General features: G+C 75.0%; 14 protein-coding genes. 11 read left to right on the plus strand and 3 right to left on the minus strand.

Annotation, left to right across the window (positions count from 1 at the left end):
- The first annotated feature begins 159 nt into the window (after window positions 1-159).
- The 5 genes from ligD to BS72_RS13905 all read left to right on the plus strand — a co-directional run bounded on the left by ligD (window position 160) and on the right by BS72_RS13905 (window position 6,248).
- Complete coding sequence (ligD, locus tag BS72_RS13885; RefSeq protein WP_037915729.1) at window positions 160-1,119, plus strand: non-homologous end-joining DNA ligase; 960 nt, start codon at window positions 160-162, stop codon at window positions 1,117-1,119.
- 200 nt (window positions 1,120-1,319) lie between these two features.
- Entirely contained in the window at window positions 1,320-2,048 is a 729-nt protein-coding gene (locus BS72_RS13890) for an MgtC/SapB family protein (RefSeq protein WP_198545994.1), read from the plus strand.
- A 326-nt stretch (window positions 2,049-2,374) separates the two neighbouring features.
- Window positions 2,375-3,106: a MarR family winged helix-turn-helix transcriptional regulator gene (locus BS72_RS38245; protein WP_232792395.1), complete on the plus strand. Its 732-nt coding sequence runs from the start codon at window positions 2,375-2,377 to the stop codon at window positions 3,104-3,106.
- The gene (locus BS72_RS13900) at window positions 3,107-4,819 is read left to right on the plus strand and encodes an MDR family MFS transporter (RefSeq protein ID WP_107498785.1); all 1,713 of its coding nucleotides are present in this window, start codon (window positions 3,107-3,109) and stop codon (window positions 4,817-4,819) included. It abuts the gene before it with no gap.
- A 466-nt stretch (window positions 4,820-5,285) separates the two neighbouring features.
- Window positions 5,286-6,248 carry an aldo/keto reductase gene (locus tag BS72_RS13905; protein ID WP_232792396.1) on the plus strand — a complete coding sequence of 321 codons (963 nt, stop codon included), beginning with the start codon at window positions 5,286-5,288 and terminating at the stop codon, window positions 6,246-6,248.
- A 68-nt stretch (window positions 6,249-6,316) separates the two neighbouring features.
- Here BS72_RS13905 and BS72_RS13910 read toward each other — a convergent pair whose 3' ends face one another.
- The gene (locus BS72_RS13910; protein ID WP_037910766.1) at window positions 6,317-7,111 is read right to left on the minus strand and encodes an MBL fold metallo-hydrolase; all 795 of its coding nucleotides are present in this window, start codon (window positions 7,109-7,111) and stop codon (window positions 6,317-6,319) included.
- Window positions 7,112-7,347: 236 nt separating this feature from the next.
- Here BS72_RS13910 and BS72_RS13915 point away from each other — a divergent pair, with 236 nt between their 5' ends.
- Window positions 7,348-7,761 (plus strand): VOC family protein, encoded by a 414-nt coding sequence (locus BS72_RS13915; RefSeq protein ID WP_037910767.1) that lies wholly within the window; start codon window positions 7,348-7,350, stop codon window positions 7,759-7,761.
- Window positions 7,762-7,875: 114 nt separating this feature from the next.
- Here BS72_RS13915 and BS72_RS13920 read toward each other — a convergent pair whose 3' ends face one another.
- Window positions 7,876-9,174 (minus strand): chloride channel protein, encoded by a 1,299-nt coding sequence (locus tag BS72_RS13920; protein WP_232792397.1) that lies wholly within the window; start codon window positions 9,172-9,174, stop codon window positions 7,876-7,878.
- A 290-nt stretch (window positions 9,175-9,464) separates the two neighbouring features.
- On the opposite strand from BS72_RS13920, the gene BS72_RS13925 reads away from it, so the two are divergent.
- Window positions 9,465-10,268: a hypothetical protein gene (locus BS72_RS13925; protein ID WP_037910771.1), complete on the plus strand. Its 804-nt coding sequence runs from the start codon at window positions 9,465-9,467 to the stop codon at window positions 10,266-10,268.
- A gap of 9 nt (window positions 10,269-10,277) precedes the next feature.
- Entirely contained in the window at window positions 10,278-10,874 is a 597-nt protein-coding gene (locus tag BS72_RS13930) for a hypothetical protein (protein WP_157856222.1), read from the plus strand.
- Between the two features lie 79 nt (window positions 10,875-10,953).
- On the opposite strand, the gene BS72_RS34065 is transcribed toward BS72_RS13930, so the two are convergent.
- Window positions 10,954-11,505, minus strand: a complete 552-nt coding sequence (locus BS72_RS34065; protein WP_078901347.1) for an RNA polymerase sigma factor — start codon at window positions 11,503-11,505, stop codon at window positions 10,954-10,956.
- A gap of 477 nt (window positions 11,506-11,982) precedes the next feature.
- Here BS72_RS34065 and BS72_RS13935 point away from each other — a divergent pair, with 477 nt between their 5' ends.
- From BS72_RS13935 to BS72_RS13940, 3 genes are all read left to right on the plus strand, one after another.
- A complete protein-coding gene (locus tag BS72_RS13935; protein WP_232792398.1) occupies window positions 11,983-14,526 on the plus strand; it encodes an AAA family ATPase in 2,544 nt (847 codons plus the stop codon).
- Entirely contained in the window at window positions 14,454-14,888 is a 435-nt protein-coding gene (locus BS72_RS38250; RefSeq protein ID WP_051951088.1) for a helix-turn-helix transcriptional regulator, read from the plus strand. The genes BS72_RS13935 and BS72_RS38250 overlap by 73 nt, the downstream gene beginning before the upstream one ends.
- A gap of 387 nt (window positions 14,889-15,275) precedes the next feature.
- A complete protein-coding gene (locus BS72_RS13940; RefSeq protein WP_037910774.1) occupies window positions 15,276-16,919 on the plus strand; it encodes a S53 family peptidase in 1,644 nt (547 codons plus the stop codon).
- The last annotated feature ends 47 nt before the right edge of the window (window positions 16,920-16,966 follow it).

Genomic DNA, 16,966 nt, shown 5'->3' on the forward strand with positions numbered 1-16,966 from the left:
GGGCGTCCGGGGTGAACCGGTACGGCAGGTCCGGCGCCGTTCCGCTATGGCGCGCAGGGGTGCCGTGGCCGGTGCGGGCCGGTGCGGGCGTCCCTGGCACGGCGTTCGGACGCGGCGCCCGGTACGGCAGATCCGGCGGAGGGAGCCCCCGTGCGGCCGATGCTCGCCACGCTCACCGACCGCCGTGCCTTCGACGACCGGTGGATCTTCGAGCGGAAGCTCGACGGCGTCCGGGTGCTGGCGGTGCGCGACGCCGACGGGGTGCGGCTGCTCTCGCGCACCGGCCGCCGCCTGGAGCACACCTACCCGGAGGTGGCGGCGGCGCTGGCCGCGCAGGACGTCGCCGAGTTCGCCGTCGACGGGGAGGTCGTCGCGCTGCGGGACGGGCGGACCGACTTCGCGCTGCTCCAGCAGCGGATGGGGCTGACCGACCCGAGGGCGGTGGCGGCCAGCCCGGTCGCGGTGCACTACTACCTCTTCGACCTGCTCGCGCTGGCCGGCCGGGACACCACCGGGCTGCCGCTGCGGGACCGCAAGGCGCTGCTGCGGGAGGCGGTCTCCTTCCGGCCGCCGCTGCGCTTCACCCCGCACCGCAACCACGGCGGCCCGGAACTGCTGGCCGAGGCGTGCGCCCGCGGCTGGGAGGGCCTGATCGCCAAGCGCGCCGACTCCCCCTACCAGCAGCGCCGTTCGGGCAACTGGCTGAAGCTCAAGTGCGCGGCCGGGCAGGAGTTCGTGGTCGGCGGCTTCACCGACCCGGCCGGCGCCCGCTTCGGTTTCGGCGCGCTGCTGCTCGGCACGTACGAGCCGGCCGGTGGCGCGGCGGCCCCCGAGGGCGGCTCCGGCGGCCGCCTCCTGCGGTACGCCGGGAAGGTCGGCACCGGCTTCAGCGAGCCCGTCCTGCGCTCACTGCGGGCCGAGTTGGACCGCCTGGCCCGTGCCCGCTCCCCCTTCGCCGACCGGGTCCGCGAGCGCGGCGCCCACTGGGCCGAGCCCGAACTCGTCGCCGAGGTCGCCTTCACCGAGTGGACCCGCGACGGCATGCTGCGCCACCCCCGCTACCTGGGGCTGCGCGACGACAAGCCGGCCGCGGCCGTCGTCCGCGAACGTCCGCCCTGAGCAGTCGGCTTCGGGAGGGCGGCCCCGCGTACGTCCCGCTCGGCGGGGTACGCGGTGCGGAGCGGCCGCCTCCGCGGCGGCCTCGGTGAGGCGCCCGGCCGAGGTACGGGACGAGGCGCGGGACGGGGCGTGGGGCCCGGGTCCCGGCCACGGCGCGGCGCGCGGCCGGCGGCGGGTTCCGGGAGGGGTGCGTGGCTACAGTGACAGGGGTGGAGCTGGCGACATGGGGTGAGGCGACCGGACAGGGCTGGTCGCAGATCGGCGAGCTGGGCCTGGCCCTGGTGCTCTCCGCGGCCATCGGCCTGGAGCGCGAGGTGCGCCAGAAGAGCGCCGGGGTGCGCACCCACACCCTGGTCGGGCTGGGCGCCGCGCTGATCATGCTGGTGTCGAAGTACGGCTTCTCCGACGTGCTCGGCGGGCACACCGTGCTGGACCCGTCGCGGGTGGCCGCGCAGATCGTCTCCGGCATCGGCTTCATCGGCGGCGGGCTGATCTTCGTCCGGCAGGACGTGGTGCGCGGACTCACCACCGCGGCGGTGGTGTGGATGACCGCCGCGATCGGGATGGCGGCCGGCGCCGGGCTGCCGGTGCTGGCGCTGGCCGTGGCCGCTGCGCACTTCCTGATCGTCCTCGGCTTCGCGCCGCTGGCCGCCCGGATTCCCGGCTCCACCCGCTCCCCCGCGTGGCTGCGGGTGGACTACGAGGACGGGCGCGGGGTGCTGCGGGCCGCGCTGTCGCACTGCACGGACATGGGCTTCAACGTCATCGACCTCTCCGCCGAGCACGACCAGGAGCCGGAGCACCGCGGCACCGTCACGGTCCACCTCACCGTCCAGGGGCAGCTGCCGGTGGTCGAGCTGGCGACCTCGCTGTCCGAGATCGACGGCGTGCACCGGGTGAGCACGACGCAGGACGACATCATCGAGTAGGCCCGGCCGCCCCCACCCGGCCACCCGCGCCAAGCCGCCCTCCACCCGGCCACCCACGCCAAGCCGCCCTCCACCCGGCCGACCGTGTCCGGCCACCCGCGCCCAGCGCCTCCACCCGGCGCCCGAGACCCGCCCCCGACCCCGCCCGGCCGCCCCGCGGCCAGCGCCCCGCCATCGGGACGGGCGCCCTCAGCGCGCGCCGCCGCCCGCCCGCGCTCCCGCTGTCCCCACAAGGCTCCGCAAGGCCCCAGCAGGCTTCCCGCAGGCCCCTGTGGCCTCCGCACGCCCCCTGGTTTCAATTGCTTGCCTCCAGCAAGTAATATAAGTTGCCGGGGGCAAGTAGTTTTGCTGAGGAGGCGAGGACCACGGAGACCGAGGAGCGCGGCGCCGTCGAGGACGCCGGCCGCGTCGGCCCGGAGGCCGCCGCCCGCCCGTTTCCGGACCAGGTGGTCGCGGAGAGCGCGGCCGTGGGCGACCAGATGGCGCGGCTGGTCCGCCTGGTCGGCGTCTGGAAGCAGCGGGTGCGCGACGAGGGCTACGGCGACCGCGTCCTGCTGGGCCGGCTCGCCGAGGCCGGGCCGCGCCGGGCCACCGACCTGGCCGCCGACACACTGCTGGACCTGTCGACGGTGAGCCGCCAGATCCGCTCGCTGGTCGAGCGGGGCCTGGTCGAGCGGCGCCCGGACCCCGAGGACGGGCGCGGCAGCCTGCTGTCGCCGACCGTCGCCGGGCTCGCCGCCGTCGAGCGCTACCGCGCCCAGCGCGACCAGCAGCTCGCCGAGGCGCTGGCCCGCTGGCCCGCCGGCGACCGGCGCGACTTCGCCCGGCTGCTCGAACGGTTCAACGACGACTTCGCCGAGCACCATGTGCGCCCCGCCTGCGCCCACCCGCACGGCCACGGCCACAGCCACGGCCCCGGCGGCCCCCTCGCGGGCCGCCCCACAGACCACTCCGGCTCGGAGGACGGCCACCACGGCCACACCCCCGAACCCGCCGGACACCCGCTTCCGCACCACCGTCGGGCCCGTAGCACGGGTCAGATCCAGGAGAACCCCTAAGTGAGCAGCAGCAGCCGGACCACACCAGCGTCCGGACCCGACTCGGGACCCGGTCGCGGAAAGGCACCCGCCTCCTCGACCGCGTCGGCCGCGGAGATCCCCGGCGGCCTGTCCCACCGCCAGATCCTGACCATCCTCAGCGGCCTGATGCTGGGCATGTTCCTCGCGTCGCTGGACCAGACGATCGTCAGCACGGCGATCCGGACCATAGCCGACGACCTGCACGGCCTGAACCAGCAGGCGTGGACCACCACGGCCTACCTGATCACCTCGACCATCGCGACCCCGCTGTACGGCAAGCTCTCCGACATCTACGGGCGCAAGCCGTTCTTCCTCACCGCGATCAGCGTGTTCATCGTCGGCTCGGTGATGTGCACCTTCTCGACGTCGATGATCGAGCTGGCCGTGTTCCGCGCCTTCCAGGGCATCGGCGCCGGCGGTCTGATGTCGCTGGCGCTGGCGATCATCGGCGACATCGTGCCGCCGCGTGAACGCGCCCGGTACCAGGGCTACATCCTCGCCGTCTTCGCCACCTCCAGCGTGGCCGGTCCGCTGGTCGGCGGCTTCCTCGCCGGTACGACCAGCATCCTGGGCATCTCCGGCTGGCGCTGGGTGTTCCTGGTGAACGTGCCGATCGGCATCGTCGCGCTCTTCGTCGTCGCGAAGGTCCTCAACGTCCCGCACACCCGGCGTGACCACCGCATCGACTGGTGGGGCGCGCTGACCATCGTGCTCGGTGTGGTGCCGCTGCTGCTCGTCGCCGAGCAGGGCGAGTCCTGGGGCTGGCTGTCGGGCGGCGCCATCGCCTGCTACCTGATCGGCGTCCTCGGCATCATCTCCTGGATCTTCGTCGAGAACCGGATGGGCGACGAGGCCCTGATCCCGATGCGGCTCTTCCGCAACAAGGTCTTCAGCCGCACCAGCCTGCTCAGCCTGATCGTCGGCATGGTGATGTTCGGCGGCCTGCTGATGATCCCGCAGTACCTGCAGATCGTGAAGGGCGCGAGCCCGACCAAGTCGGGTCTGCTGATGCTGCCGCTGATGCTCGGCATGATGGCCGCCTCGATCACGGCCGGCCAGTTCACCTCGCGCACCGGCCGCTACAAGATCTTCCCGGTGATCGGCACCGCGCTGATGTGCGTGACGATGCTGCTCTTCCACTTCGAGGTGCAGTGGAACACGCCGCTGCCCCCGACCATGGCGTACATGGCGCTGATGGGCATCGGGCTCGGCCTGACCATGCAGACGCTGGTGCTGTCGGTGCAGAACGCGGTGCCGCCGCAGGACATGGGTACGGCGACGGCGTCGGCGACCTTCTTCCGGCAGCTCGGCGGTACGGCGGGTACCGCGATCTTCCTGTCGATCCTCTTCAGCAGCGTCGGCAGCAAGATCACCTCGGCGATCGGCCGGGCGCACTCGCACCCGGACTTCCAGGCCGCGGTCAAGGCGAACCCGAACGCGATCTCGCCCTCGACGGTCAAGAACGTGGTCACCGACTCGTCGTTCCTGAACAAGCTCGACCCGGCACTGGCCGCGCCCTTCAAGCAGGGCTTCGCCGACTCGATGCACCTGGTCTTCATCATCGTCGCGGGCGTCGCGCTGGTCGCGTTCCTGCTGACGCTGTGGATCAAGGAGGTGCCGCTGCGCCGCCTGTCGGGCGCCCAGGCCCGGGCGCAGGCCGAGGCGGAGCTCGCCGCGGCGACCGAGCTGTAGCCGGAACCGACGCTGTCGCGGCGGGGTGCCAGGGACTCACTCAAGTCCCCGGCACCCCGCTTCGGCGTTTCCGGGGGCGGGGGCGGGACCGGGGGGCGTGGCCTTGGCCGCCGGAAAAGGACTGTACGCGGGGGCACTCGATGATCCATGATGCGTGCTCCCGTCCGCGCGCACCCGACCGGTGCCGCCGGCCGTCCGGCCTGTCCGGCCGACTCACCCGCGGCGTTCGCCGCCACCCCGCCCCTCCCGTCCGGGACGGGTGCGCCGTCGCGGCCCGAACCGCCGGGCGCGGCACCGTGGAACCGCGGCACCGTCCCAGGCCGCCTCGGCGGGACACCGCGGAAGCGATCGACGACCACCGACGAGCCCCGACAAGCCCCGACAAGCAGGGCCGTGGCCCGGTGTCGTGCGCCAGCGTGCCGACGCTGCCGTACGCCCGGGTCGAGAGCCCGAGGAGACCACTGACGTGACCCCCGACCACCGCACCACCCCGAGCACCGCCACCGCCACCGCCAGCAGCAGCGGTAAGGACGGCACCGTCCACGCCTCAGCCGCCGGGACGTGGCGGCTCGGCGACCTCACCGTCAACCGGGTCGGCCTGGGCGCGATGCGCCTCACCGGCAGCGCGCCCTTCTCGCAGGGCGAGCCCAGCGACCGCGCGACGGCGGTGCGGGTGCTGCGCCGGGCCGTCGAGCTGGGTGTCGACCACATCGACACCGCCGCCTTCTACTTCTCGCGGCTGCGCTCGGCCAACGAGCTGATCGCCGCCGCGCTCGCCCCCTACCCCGACGACCTGGTGCTGGTCACGAAGGTCGGCCCCGGCCGGGACCCGTCCGGCCAGTGGTACGCGGCGCGGCCGGACCAACTGCGCGGCCAGGTGGAGGAGAACCTGCGCCAGCTCGGCCGGGACCACCTCGACGTGGTGAACCTGCGCCGGCACTGGGCCGGTTCGATCGCGGAGCACTTCGGCGCGCTGGCCGAGCTGCGCGAGGCGGGCCTCGTACGGCACCTCGGCATCTCCAACGTGACGGTGGAGCACCTGGCCGAGGCGCGGGCCATCGCGCCGGTGGTGTGCGTGCAGAACCCGTTCGACGTGCACTCGGGCACGGACGACGAGGTGCTGCGCCGCTGCGGCGAGCTGGGCGTCGCGTTCGTGCCGTTCTACTCGATCGCCGGGTCGCGCAAGACGCCCGGCGTGGAGCCGGTCCACGCCGGGCAGGACGCGCAGGACGAGCGGGTGCGGAAGGTGGCCGGGGCGCACGGGGTGTCGGCCGCGCAGGTGCGGCTGGCCTGGACGCTGCACCAGGGTCCCCACGTGCTGGCCATCCCCGGCACCGGCAACCCGGCCCACGTGGAGGCGAACGTGGCGGCGGGCGCGCTGCGGCTCACCGAGGAGGACCTGGAGCTGCTGGCGGCGGTCTCCGGCTGAGCGCGCGGGCCGGGCGGGGCCTGGGACAGCTCGGCCCCGCCCGGGCGGCCCCGGCCGGGCGGGCCGCGCTACGTGGCGACGAACCGGCGCGGGCCGTCGGTGGTGACGACCCGGCCGAACCGCATGCCCGGGAAGTGGGCGGCGACGACGAGGTCCTCGCTGTCGGCCACCTCGTCGGCGACACCGTTGCGCACCGCCGAGGCGGCGGCCGGGTCGACGTCCCAGATCACCTGCCAGTCCCGCTCGCCGAGTTGGACGACCGAGTGCACCACGTCCCCGAGGAGCAGGGCACGCCGCCCGCCGGAGGAGACGACGTAGATCGTCGATCCCGGGGTGTGGCCGGGGGCGTGGCGGGCGTCGAGCCCCGGTGCGACGGTGAAGTCGGCGTCGAAGAGCTCCAGTCGCGGTTCGAGCGGGCTGAGCTTGCCGACGGCCCCGGGATCGGCGGCCGGGCCGGTGACGAAGTGCTCCCAGTCGGCCTGGTGGGCCCGATAGGTGGCTTGGGGGAAGACGATCTCGCCCTGGTGCGCGGCCCAGCCGACGTGGTCGAAGTGCAGGTGCGTGAAGACCACGTCCGTGACGTCGCCGGGCTCGATCCCGTAGCGGGAGAGCGAGTCGAGCAGGCCGCCCCCGGTGTACTTCCCGTCGTCGAAGGCACCGACACCCGCGTCCACCAGGACCGTCCGGTCGCCCGTACGGACGCAGAAGCCGCCCAGCGGAAGCCGCAGCGTCCCGTCCGCGCCGAGGTGTCCGCCGTGGCAGGCCCACGGATCGTCCACGCCGGGGCGCGACAGGATCTCCGCCGCGACCTCCACGCCGACCCCGTCCACGACGGGAAGCACCTCGATCTCCCCGACCCTCATCCGCGAACTCCTCCGCTGCTCTCCGCCGTTCGGCCCGTGCGGCCCAACCTCCGCTGGCCGAACGGTATTCCCACGCCCGCCGCCAACCCTCCGACTGCCCGCGGCCAGGACACGGCGGCGGGTTGAGGCGGCACGTCGGACCCGTGGCGGCCGACGCGAACCCGCCGGGCAGGGGAGGCTTGAGGAGCACACGAGCGGGTCATCGGACCCGCCGGCCCCGTCGTCAGGGAGTGCCCATGACCGCGTACCCCCAGCTGCTCCACACCGTGCTGGACACCACCCACCCAAGGGAACTCGCCGAGTTCTACCGGCAGTTGCTCGGGCTGGCCTACCGGCCGGGTGACGAGCCGCCGGCGGAGGGGGCGTCCGAAGCGCCGGACTGGCTGGTGCTGCGGCACCCCGACGGGGGCAACGTCCTCGCCTTCCAGCTGGTCGACCGCCTGCCCCCGACGACCTGGCCCGAGCACGACCTCCCGATGCGGCTGCACCTCGACTTCACCGTCCCCGACACGGCCGAGCTGGACCGGCAGCGGCAGCGGGCCGAGGCGCTGGGCGCGCGGCTCCTCCTGGACCGGTACGACGACCCCGAGGAGCCGCTCTACGTCTTCGCGGACCTCTCCGGCCACCCCTTCTGCGTCTTCGTCCGCTGAGCCGCCGAGCCGCCGAGCCGCCGAGCCGCTGAGCCGCTGAGCCGCTGAGCCGCCGCGCGTAGCGCCGTCCCGCCGTCGTCCGGTCGTACCGGGGGGTGGCGCCTCGGCCTTCCGTCAGCCGGACGGGACGGGGTGCCGGGGCAGCGGCAGCAGTTCGGCCGTCATGAAGGCGGTGACGGCCGCGAGCACGATGACCGGGATCGACCCGGAGTGCCCGAGCAGCAGGACGACGAGGACGGTGCCGCTGATCGGCAGCCGCAGCGCGGCGACCACGGCCGCTCCCATCCCCGCGGCCATCGCCGGGACCAGTCCGAACCCGGGCAGCGGGGCCATGAGGACGCCCGCCGCCCCGCCGAGGAAGACCGCGGGGAAGATCGGGCCGCCGCGCAGGCTGCCCAGGCAGAGCGTGTAGCCGATGCCCTTGAACGCGAGGACCGCGAAGAGCGCCCCCACGCTCCAGGCGTGCGGGTCGCCGGCCAGCTCGCCGAGCGCGGACTGCCCGGAGAGGACGACGTCGGCGGGGGTGCGGCCGGTGGCCGCGGTGTAGAGGGCGGCGCACCCGGCGGTGGCCAGCGCGCACACCACGGCGACCGGGAGCGGCCGGGCCGCCGCCCGCACGGCCACCCAGACGCCGCCGGCCGTGATCCGGTGCACCACCACGCCGATCACCACCCCGGCGAGGATCGACCAGACGACGTCGCCGGTGTCCAGTACGGGCGGGGCGGGCAGGCCGATGCTCAGGCTGCCGGTCTTGAGGCCGGTCCAGCGGCCGAAGCCGGTGAAGACGACCGAGCCGATGCCGCAGCACAGCAGCGCGGGCAGCATCACGGCGAACAGCTGCGGGCCGCCCACTCCGGCGACCTCCATCAGCAGCACGGCGGCGACCAGCGGGTTGCCGAAGATGACGGCGATGGCGGCGCCGGAGCCGGCGGCGGTCAGCAGCGTGTCGCCCTGCTGGCTCGCCGGGGCCCGCGCCAGGTCGCGGAAGAGCAGCGCGAGGCCGCCGCCGAGCGCGATCAGCGGCGCCTCCGGGCCCAGGACGACGCCGAGCGGCAGGCCGGCGACCGCCGCGAGGACGATGCCGGGCAGCGCGCGGACCGTCGTCCCGCCCGGGTGCAGCCCACCCGCGGGGACGTGCCCGCCACGGCCCGGCAGCCACTTCACGACGCTTCCGACGGCCACCCCGGCCACCGCGAGCGGCGGGAACGGCCACCACCACGGCGGCCGCGACCAGCCCAGGTGGTGCGGCCAGCTCTCCCAGAGCAGGTGCTGCACCTCGTGCAGCCCCGCCAGGAACCAGAAGGCGACCAGCGAGACGGGGACGCCGATGAGCGCGCAGAACACCAGCGCCTTGCGGTACTCCGGCTTGCGCAGCATCTCCCGCAGCGGGTCGGCGCCCGCCGCGGCCTTCACCTCAGCGATTGCCTCGCCCCCTCACCCGCCCCCGCACACCGAACCGGACGAACCGAACATATCGCCCCACCCCGACCCCGAGGGGCCGACGCGCCCCACGCCCGGCGCGCGGCACGAGGGGCACCGGGCGGATCCGGGCGGCACCCGGCACGGGACGGCGCCCGGCCGGCACCGCCAGGACCCGGCCGCCGCCGCGCGGGATCGCTTGCGCCACCATTCCCCTTGACGCTGCCAATTCCGACATTTAGGCTGTTCGCGCCGAACCGCTGTTTCGACGCATCGACAACGGGGTGATCCACGCAGCCATGAACGTGCAGACCTGGCCACTCGTCGGGTGGCGCGACATCGTGCACGCCTTCAGGCCCGACCATTCGGCCCGCGAGGCTCACCTGAAGACGCTGCGCCGCAACCACGTCGTCTCCGACGGCATCCGGTTCACCCGCCGAGCCAACCATCGCCTGGCGGGGGCGGGACACCTCTACAGCCACCTCAACGTCAGCGCGGCGGTGCTCCACCGCCAGGACCGGACGGAGGACGCCCGGGCGTACCGGGAGCGCGCCACCGCCCTGGAAGGGGAGTTGGCGCGGGTGTTGAGGGCGTACCACCTCGGCGCCGACGAGGTGGAGCCACTGACGGAACTGGCCTCGCGCGAGGCCCGTGGAGCCATGGCCCGCCTCAGCGACCTCACCGAGGAGGCCCTTGCCGGACTGCCGCCCGTCGCCGATCAGGACGTCACGCGCGGACTCCTGCACAGCGCGGACGGCAGGAGGGTCCGCTTCGTCGATGCCGAGGGCACCGTGGAGCGCTACCTCCCGTACGGCCTGTTGGAGTCCTCCGGCTTGTCGGTCGGCGACCACGCGGTCCTCATCAGCGAGTTCACGGGCGCCTCCCTCGTCATCCGCCTCGAACCCGGTCTCCTCGTGCAGTCGCAGCCCGGCCTGGGGACCGATGCCCAGACGGACCCGGAGGCGGATGACGCGGCCGGAGCCGAGTCCGCCGAGGGCGGCGAGCGGGTCAGAGCCCCTCTGGGCGACGACGCATACCGGGCAGCCCTGTTTGATCATCTGGACACGGAAGATGCGGACGGACCATAGAATCTTCCGATGGACGGCGTTTACTGGTCGTTTGGCACGAAATCAGACCGCGTCGAGCTGCGATCCTTCGACTGCTGTCCCGGCGACGCGGGACCACCCGTCAGGCGGCCCGACGGCAGCCGGGTGTGCCCGGAGCCGTGGTCACACGAGGTGCAGACGTACTTCCGGCAGCACGCGATCAGCGACACCAACAGGTTCAGCGCGTCGAACGACCAGCGCCTCCTGCTCTTACGGGACGGCCGGACCATCGTGGGCGCCCTGGTCCACGGCACCCAACCCCCTCTTCCCGGAGGGGCCTTCGAGCGACGCGTCGAGTACTACGCGCTGCGGACCGCCGTCCAGGGCAGGCGGCTGTCCAACGGGGAGTACGCGTCCCACGCGCTTCTGCGGGCGGGCGTACAGGACATGATGACGCGACATGACCCGGGCGAGCGGATCTACGTGACGGCCCTCGTTCGCCCGGAGAACCACGCCTCCCGGCGATGCCTGGAGCGGTACGGGTGGTCCGAGAGCAAGCCGCTCGACCTCCCGGACCTCCTCGTGTACGCCGCTCCCCTCGCCCGCGCCCGCACCGCATTGGGTATCCCGACGGCCGCCACCCCGTAGCGGGACCGGGTCTCCGGTCGGGCCGCCCTGCGGCCCTTCCCGTGACCGCCGCGCCCCCGTGCGAACGGCCTGGCCGCTCTTACGGGGGCGCGACGCCGCGATGGCCGGGTTCGTGCGCCGGAGCGGTCAGCCGCCGAGCCTGTCGACCCAGCCGGAGTACAGGTACGCGGTGCGGGCGCCCTTGGGCTCGCCGTAGATCTGGAGGGGGGCGCCGGTGCGAGGGTCGATCAGCAGGTGTTCGGTCAGACGGGCGCGCCCCCCGACCGTGAAAGTGAAGCTGACCGAGGTGCCGATGCGGCCGCGGCCGTCCTTCCGGGTGCCGTCGAGGTGCGTCCCGGGGGTGCGTGGCCAGCACCCGCCGGGCCACCCCGAACAGCCAGCCCGAGACCGTGCCGCGCGCCGGGTCGAAGCCCGACCGGCCGGAGAAGGCCCGCAGCCACACCTCGGACAGCAGGTCGTCGGCGGCGGCGGGGGCTCGCCGGGCCAGATAGCCGTGCAGCACCGCCGAGTACCGCTCGACCAGCGGCGCGAAGGCCGCCGGCTCCGTGGCGGAACGGGCCAGTAGATCGTTGTCGTCACCCTCGGGCGGCTCGTGCCCGCCGCTCTTCCCCGCCCTGCGCGGTAGCCGCATTGCCCCTCCCTAGCGGGCCGGTCCGTCCGGCCTCACCCCCTATTGCGCTTTCCGGGCCGGAGCGTTCGCGAGTCCGCCGCGAGGTGGCGTACGGCTCGGTCCGCGACGGCTTGACGGTCCCATACGCGCCCATGCGCGCCCAGACGCGCCCATGCGCGCCCAGACGCGCCCAGACGCGCCCAGACGCGCCCAGACGCGGAGGCAGGCGCGGAGGCAGGAGCGGAGGCAGGCGCGGACGGCCACGGCTGACGGGCGTCCGCCGATCCGAGCGGGCGCGCACCGGAGGCCCGCCGGTCGGACCCCGACTCCGACGCCGGCCCGACTCCCCTGATCCGCTCCCTGGTCCACGTGCGGGGCGGCCGGTGGACCGAGGTGCGTCCGGCGCCATTGACACACGGCATTCCGATCGTTGTCATGAGCACATGCAATGGTCAGTGGCCTACCCCCTTTACGGCCCGGGCCAGAAGGAGCCGCACCGTGGACGACCGCGCCCCCGTCGACGTCGCGCAGCACCGCACCCGGGCCGGTCGCTCTCCCGGCTCCCCTACCTCCCCCACCTCCTCCATTTCCCCAGGCTCCCTCGCCTTCCCGGGCCTTCACGGGCCCGGCCTCGCGGCGGAACCCCCCGACGCGGCCGACCCCGCGACCCCCGCCCGCGCGGCTGACGCGGCCGTCCGGCTGCTCGCCCGCCATCGCGGCCTCCTGGTCCACGGGCCCGCCGGGATCGGCAAGTCGACGCTGCTGGCCTCGGTGGCCGCGCGGGCGCAGGAGGAGGGCGTGCTGGTCCTGCGCTGCTCCCCCGCCGCGCAGGACGCGGACCTGCCCTTCGTCGGGGTGGTCGACCTGTTCGCGCGGGTGCCCGGCCGGGTCGTGGACGGGCTGCCGCCCGGCCTGCGGGCGGCCCTGCCGACGGCGCTGCTGGACGGTCCCGGCCCGGCCGGGCGGCCGGACGCGCTGGCGGTCCGGGTCGCGGTGCTGGAGGTTCTGCGCCGGCTGGCCGCGTACACGCCGGTCCTGGTGGCCGTCGACGGGTTGCAGTGGCTGGACCCGTCCAGCGCGGACGTGCTGGCCTTCGCCGCGCGCCGGATCGAGGACGTGGACGTGCGGGTCGTCGCCGCGCTGCGGGTCGCCGAGGGCGAGCGGCCCGGCGTGCCGGCGCTGTGCCCGCCGGGCAGCGCGCTGCTGGGGGTGCCGCCGCTGCCGGACGCCGAGGTCGCGGCGCTGCTTCCGGCGGGCGGCCCGTCCGGCCCGGTGCTGCGCGCGGTGCTGCGGATCGCCGCCGGAAACCCGTACTACGCGCAGGAGTTGGCCCGTGCCGCGCCGCGGGACGGGCTCAGCGCGGAGGCCGGCGGGCGGCTGCCGGTGCCGGGCGGGCTGCGGGCGGTGGTGCTGGAGCGGGTCGCGGGGCTGCCGGCGGCGGTGCGGCAGGCGCTGCTGGTGGCCGCGGCGGCGGCCCGGCCGGACGTTCCGCTGCTGCGGGCGGCCGGGGTGCGGGGCCCGGACGGCGCGCTGGAGGAGGCCGAGCAGGCCGGGGTGCTGGCCGTGGACACCGCCCAACAGGTGCGTTTCACGCACCCGTTGCTGGCCGCCGCGGTGTACGCGGACGCCGACGAGCGGGAGCGGCGGTCCGTCCACGCCCGGCTGGCGAGGGTGGCGAAGGAGCCGGTGGCGGCGGCGCGGCACCTGGCGCTGGCCCGGCCGGGCGAGGACGCCGGCGTGGCGACGGAGCTGATGGCCGCCGCCCGGGCGGCCCGGGAGCGGGGAGAGCCCGGCGCGGCGGCGGAGTTGGCGGCTATGGCGGTGCGCCGGACCCCGGCCCGGCGGCCGGCCGAACGCGACCGTCGGCTGCTGGCCGCCGCCGGCTTCGCCTGCGACGCCGGCCGCTGGGAGGACGCCGAGCGGGCCGCCCGCGCGGTGCTCGCCGAGTCGGCGGCGGCCCGGGACCGCGTGCACGCCCGGCTGGTCCTGCTGCGCACGGCGGGCCAGGCCCTCGGTGACCGCGGCGAGTTGATCGATGAGGCGTTGCGGGAGGCCGGTGAAGCACCGGAGTTGCAGGCTCCGCTCTACCACTGGTCAGCAGTACGCGGCCTGTTGACGGGCGCGTTGGGCGAGGCAGAGCTGCACGCGCTGCGGGCGGCGCGGTGCGCCGAGCGGGCCGGCGACCGGGGCCTGCGGGTCTCCGCGCTGGCCACGCTGGCCCGGGTACGGGCGCTGTCCGGATCGGGCGAGGCGGCCGAGCGGGCGCTGGCGCAGGCCGCGGCGCTGGCCGGTGACGGGCCGCGCAGCCGCGGCCTGACCCGGATGCGGGCGGTGCTCGCGCTGGACGCCGACCGGGTCGGCGAGGCGTTGCGGCAGCTCACCGGCCTGCTGGCCGCCACCGGTGAGGGCGACGGGGTGGAGTCCACGGTGGCCTCGCTGGTGGCGCTGACCCGGGCGCAGGTGCGGGCGGGGGCCTGCCGGGAGGCCCTGCTGACGGCTGGGCGCTGCACCCGGGTGGCGGCCGAGGCCGGCATGGAGTCGGCGCCCGCCCTGTACGCGGCGGCGCTGGCGGAGACGGTCGGCGGCAGCCCGGCGCGGGCGCGGCAGGCGGCGCTGCGGGCGGTGCGGGCCGCGGAGGAGGACGGCGACCAGTTGTTCCTGCCGCGGGCGTTGGCGGCGCTGGCGCAGGCGGGGCTGTTCGGAGGGGACCGGGCCGGGGTGGCCGAGGCGGCCGAGGTGCTGCGCCGGGCGGTGCGGATCGGGGTCGCGATGGGGGCGGCCGACCCGCCGCTGCTGGGCTGGTACGCGGACCTCGCGGAGGCGCTGGTGGCGTTGGGCGAGTCCGCGGTGGCGCGGGAGGTGCTGGACGAGGCGCACGGGCGGGCCGGGCGGCTGCCGGGCAGCGCGCGGGCGGCGCTGGAGCGGGCCGAGGGCTGCTGGCGGCGGCCGAGGGCCGGCCGGCGGAGGGCGTGGCGCTGCTGCGGGTGGCGCTGGAGCGGCTGCGGCCGCTGGAGCTGCCGGTGGACCTGGTGCGGACGCTGACCGCGCTGGGCACGGTGGAGCGGCGCTCCCGGCATAGGGCGGCGGCGCGGGAGGTGCTGGGCGAGGCGCTGCGCCGGGCCGAGGAGGCCGGGGCGGTGCCGCTCGCGGAGCAGGCGCGGGCCGAACTGGCCCGGGTGGACGCGGTGCCGGCCGCGGCGGCCGAGCGGGGCGGGCTGACGCCCGCGGAGGCACGGGTCGCCGAGCTGGTACGGGGCGGCGCCACGAACCGGGAGGTGGCGGCGCAGCTGTTCATCAGCGTCAAGACGGTCGAGGGCACCCTGTCCCGGCTCTACCGGCGCTTCGGGGTCCGCTCCCGTACCGAGCTGGCGCACCTCATCACGTCGACCACGACGCCGCGTTGACCCTTGCCGGACTCCGGCGCCGACGAACGACCGCACCCGCGCCTGGTCGACCAGGCCGCACCGCCCCGAGTCGGCCAGGCCGCACCGCGCCTCCTCAACCACACCGCGTCTCCTCGACCGCACCGCGTCTCCTCGACCGAACAGGGCGACAGGGCGGCAGGGCGGCCGGACGGCAGGGCAGCAGGGCGGCAGGGCGGCCGGACGGCAGCCCTTGGGTGAAAGCCCGGCGACATGTCACGGCGATCCGCCGCCACACGTCGACGGTCCGGCGCAACACATCCTTAACAGGCGTCGCAAGGGTTCCCACGCTTACGTCCCGTCACATGCGGAACCTAGCGTGGACACGTCCCCGAACCGGGGCCCCCGACCCACGCATGGAGGACCTTCGTGACACTCCGTCGGAAACTGCTGGTGGCCACCGCCGCCCCGGCGCTGCTGCTGGCGGCCATCCCCGCCGCCGCCCACGCCGCCTCGGGCCAGCCGGGCGCCGCCCGTACCGCGATCGCCGGCGACGCGGTGCCGAGCCTGGGTGCGCACGCGGTGCGCACCGGCTCGGTTGCGTCCAACGACCGGATATCGGTCGCGGTGAGCCTGACGCCGCGCGACGCGCAGGGGCTGGCCGCCTTCGTGAAGCAGGTCAGCGACCCGAGTTCGGCGACGTACGGCCACTACCTGACGACGTCCCAGTTCGCCGCGGAGTACGGCCGCACCAGCGCCGAGGTGAAGCAGGTCACCGACTACCTCGCCGCGCAGGGCCTGAAGGTCGGCACGGTCCACTCGGGCAACCTGCTGGTCGACGCCACCGGCACCGCCGCCCAGGTGCGCAAGGCGTTCGGCACCTCGCTGTCGACGTACCGGGACGGCTCCACCGGCAGCACCTTCTACTCCAACGACGCGGCGCCCTCGCTGCCGTCCTCGATCGCCTCGCTCGTCGGCGACGTCTCGGGCCTCAACAGCCAGGCGAAGCTGCACCACCAGCCGACCACCCTGGCCAACCCGTCGGCGAGCCCGCACAACGGCCCCGGCGGCGGCTACACGCCGGCCCAGATCAAGGGCGGCTACAACGTCTCCGGCACCTACACGGGCAGCGGCCAGAAGGTCGCGCTGCTGGAGTTCGACGGGTTCAAGCAGTCCAACATCACCTCCTACGACAGCCACTACAGCCTGAGCTCCACCGCGCCGACCGTGACGAAGGTCGACGGCGGCTCCGGCTCGCTGGGCGACGGCGAGGTCGAGGTGGAGCTGGACATCGAGGTGCTCAACGCGGTCGCCCCGGCCGCGAACGTCACCGTCTTCGAGGGCCCCAACTCCGACGCCGGCGAGGTCGACACCTACCAGGCGATCGTCGACAGCGGCATCCCCGTGACGTCGATCAGCTGGGGCGCCGCCGAGTCGCAGCGCACCGCCTCCAACATCAGCGCGGTGGACGCGGTCTTCGAGCAGGGCGCGGCCGAGGGCCTGGGCTTCTTCGCGGCCTCCGGTGACAGCGGTTCGGACGACGCGGGCACCGGCGGCACCTCCGTCGACTACCCGGCCAGCGACCCGTACGTGACCGGTGTCGGCGGCACCACGCTCACCGTGACCTCCGCGAACGCCTGGAGCAAGGAGACCGCCTGGTCCGGCGGCGGTGGCGGCAAGTCCAGCACGTTCGCCATCCCGAGCTGGCAGACGCCGGTGCAGAAGACGCAGGGCGGCGGCAAGCGGCAGGTGCCGGACGTGGCGGCGCTCGCCAACCCGTCCCCGGGCGTGTCGATCTACACCGAGGGCACCTGGGCCCAGGTCGGCGGCACCAGCGCGGCGGCCCCGGAGTGGGCGGCCTTCGCGGCGCTCTACAACCAGCAGGCGGCGGCCGCCGGCAAGGCGCGGCTCGGCTTCGCCAACCCCGCCCTCTACGCGGCGAACGGCACCGGCTTCCACGACGTCACCAGCGGCAGCAACGGCGCCTACTCCTCGGCCACCGGCTGGGACTTCACCACCGGCTGGGGTTCGTACAACGCGGCGACGCTGGCCACGAAGCTCCTCAGCCAGTGACGCGGTGAACGCTCCGCGCCCGCCGGACCGGCGATCCCGTGACCAGG

This window comes from Actinacidiphila yeochonensis CN732, assembly GCF_000745345.1.
Lineage (GTDB): Bacteria > Actinomycetota > Actinomycetes > Streptomycetales > Streptomycetaceae > Actinacidiphila > Actinacidiphila yeochonensis.